The sequence below is a fragment of the Mesorhizobium sp. M8A.F.Ca.ET.021.01.1.1 genome, assembly GCF_003998025.1.
Classification (GTDB): domain Bacteria; phylum Pseudomonadota; class Alphaproteobacteria; order Rhizobiales; family Rhizobiaceae; genus Mesorhizobium.
The window spans coordinates 1-3,234 of the sequence record NZ_RZSJ01000659.1; the positions used below are offsets into that span (position 1 = coordinate 1).

Below are 3,234 nucleotides of genomic sequence, written 5' to 3' on the forward strand. Positions count from 1 at the left end.
GGCTTCCCGCGGGCCTCGCATTTCAAGAACGGAATAGCCGAGGTCTCGCAGCGCCTCGGTTGCCATTGACCTGACACGATCCTCGTCCTCAACGACCATGATGACTTCGGCAGCGCTGCCTGTGTTTTCAGGAGCTGGTGGTGTCGCGCGCAGTTCGGGGACGCTTTTATGCGAACGGGGCAAATAGATCTTCAGCGTGGTGCCGACGCCCTGCTCGGAATAGATCCTGACGCTGCCTCCAGACTGCCGAACGAAGCCGTAGACCTGGCTCAACCCAAGGCCGGTCCCCTTGCCGACTGACTTGGTGGTGAAGAACGGATCGAAAGCTCTTTCCATGACATCGGCGCTCATTCCGACACCCGTGTCGGTCACCGACAAGAGGACATATTGACCGACCGGGATGCCATTTTCCTTGGCGAATCTTTCGTCGACATGAGTGTTTGAAGTCTCGATCGTCAGTTTGCCCCCGGCCGGCATGGCGTCACGGGCGTTGACGCAAAGGTTGAGCAGCGTGCTTTCCAACTGTCCGGCGTCAACCTCGATCTGCCACAGGCCAGCGGCAAGAACAGTCTCAATCTGTATCGGTTCGCCTAGCGTTCGACCGAGCAGTTCACTCATTCCTGACACAAGCCGGTTCGGGTTCATGACCTTAGGGGCGAGGGGCTGCCGGCGAGAGAAGGCAAGGAGGCGTTTGGTGAGTTCGGCCGCGCGTTGCGCCCCCTCGACGGCTCCTTCGACGAACATGTTGACGTTTGTGTCGCCATTCCTGAGCTTGCGCTGCACCAGATTCAGGCCGCCGATGATGACGGCAAGCATATTGTTGAAGTCATGGGCGATGCCACCCGTGAGCTGCCCCACCGCTTCCATCTTCTGGGACTGGCGCAGGTGCTCTTCTGCCCTTGCGCGCTCGGCGACGGCTTCTACGACACGCTGCTCAAGCGTTGAATTGAGTGTCTGCAATGCCTTGAAGAGGCGGGAGTTATCGATTGCCGAAGCCGCATGGCCCGCCAGGCCCAGCATTGCGGCCTCATGCTCCGCACCGAAGACGCCGACGTCGGAATGCCCAAAAAAGAGCCCGCCTAACACCTCGCCCGATCGGGAGGTGACCGGTACCGCCAGATAGGACCGCACCGGCAGGTGACCTTCGGGCATCCCTTCCTTGGCGAATTCCTGCCATATCGCGGATCCTGCAGGATGTCGTCGGAACGAACCACGCCTGTACCGCGGAACGTAGGCTCGAAGACTGCAGTGTTGCGGGGCATCGGAAAGTTCTCGAACGCCGATCGCGGAGCGCCAGATAGCGTGTAAAGTGTGTAGCTGTCGCCGTTTTCGTCCACGAGATTGTAGAAAAATGCGCCGAACTGCGCTCCCGTGAGTTCGACCCCGACGTCGGTCACCGTCTGGACAATAATCTCGACGTCCAATTCGGCTGCGACGGTCGCAGCAGTGGCATTTATGACCTGTCGGCACGGTAATCGACATCACGTCCCGAAAGCGGATTGAGCGCCATCCATTTTCAAAGAGCGCATCTCCGGTCGCAGCAATCCATCGCTCCTTTCCGTCATGAAGTCCGATGGTGCGATATTCGATATCATAACGGGACGAGCCTCCAGACTTGAGCGCCTGCCGCACGGCGTTGTCAGCGCGCGAGCGGTCGTCGGGATGCAGGCCTGGCAGGAAGGTGTGCTCGTAAGAAACACTTGCCTCCGGCGGCAACCCGAAAAGCGCCTTGCATCGGTCGTCCCAACGAAGCGTGTCAGTTACGGGATCATAATCCCAGATCCCGATCGCAGCAGCGTCTGTCGCTAGCCGCAACCGTTCCTCTGAGGTCCTGGCAGCTTCTTCGGAACGAACACGTTCGATATGGGCCCACGAGCGCTCAGTCACCTCTGTCAGCAAAGCTAGTTCACGTTCGGACCAGACACGAGGTTCTTTGTCATGAATGGCCATCAACGCCGCGAGCCGCCCCTGCTTGACCAACGGCATGCAAATTGTGGCCGTTATCCCGATATCCTGGAACGTCTTAGCTTCTGCGGCGTCAATCTCAGTCAGGTTGTTATTGATGATAAGCGGTCGGTTCGCACTAAGGTTGCTGACTGCAAGCTTGCCGAAATCCGCAAGGCTGTAATAGCCCACGATGCTCGGCGATCCCGGCGCGCTCCAGTCGCCGCGGATCGTGAAATGGTCCTGGTCGGCGGCCATATCGGCATAGGCACAAATGGAAACCCCAAGGTGTTCGCCAAGCCTTTTTGTCGTGGTTGCCATGACAGCATCGGCATCTTTGGCAAGAGCGATCTCCTTGCCCAGCCTATCCAGGAATGCGAGACGTTCCGTGGTCTCTCGCAGCGCCCGCTCTGCCCTAAGCCGTTCGATTGCGGTCCGTGTGCGCTCTGCAACCTCAAAAATCAGAGTAATCTCGTCGTCACTCCAGCGCCTGGGAGCGGCATTGTTCAGGTAAAGCAGTGCGACCACCTTGCCGTGCTCGGAAACTGGCATGTTGATGAGGGAGCGCGCACTGAGGGCTTTAAGGGCTTCAGCGCGATCATGGGTCCGGGGATCGGTCTCGGCGTCCTCGAGGATGACGATCTCGCCACGTTTCAGGTCGTCGATGTAAGAGCCGTAGTCGCGAAACTTCAGTGTGCCTGCCAGGCTCTTGATTCCAGGGGCGTTCCAGTCCCGATCGATCGAGATGCTCTCGTCTTCGAGGTCGATCGTTCCATAGCCGGCACGGCTGACTTCAAGGTGGCGCCCAAGTAATTCGGCGGCGGCATAAGCCAACTCTCGGGGATCTTCAATTTCCCGGATGCGATCGCCCAACGCTGCCAGAAGTTCCAGGCGCAGCCGCCCTGATCGATGTGCGGTAGCCCCCATTGCGTTCCCCACCGTGAAGCGCATTCAATGCGCGGCGGAGAAAAGGGTTCCACCAGAGGCGAAGTCCGGCCGTCGTCTCGGGCCGGAACTTGAGTTGATAGAGGGGTGTCCCCCGTCCTGCCTCGGGGCCACGTCCTGTGTGGCGGGTTTTTGCCGAATTGTGTTAAATCGAATAGCTGGGGCAACGCCTCAGACTATGCCCCCTTGGGGCATAGCCAGGCCGCCGGGCAGTCGTTGGGTTGCGTATTTGCTGCTCAAACAGAATAGGGAGACCGGCGATCTTGGCCGTTGATCGAGCTTGCCAGCGCATCCAGGCGCATCAAGCTTCTGCTTGGCTCAGATGAGACTATCATGTCCTGGTCC

1 pseudogene is annotated in these 3,234 nt (G+C 59.1%); it reads right to left on the reverse strand.

What is annotated here, in order from left to right:
• Positions 1–2,871 (reverse strand): annotated as a pseudogene (locus EOA36_RS31670) (GAF domain-containing protein); the annotation flags it as partial.
• Positions 2,872–3,234 lie beyond the last annotated feature (363 nt).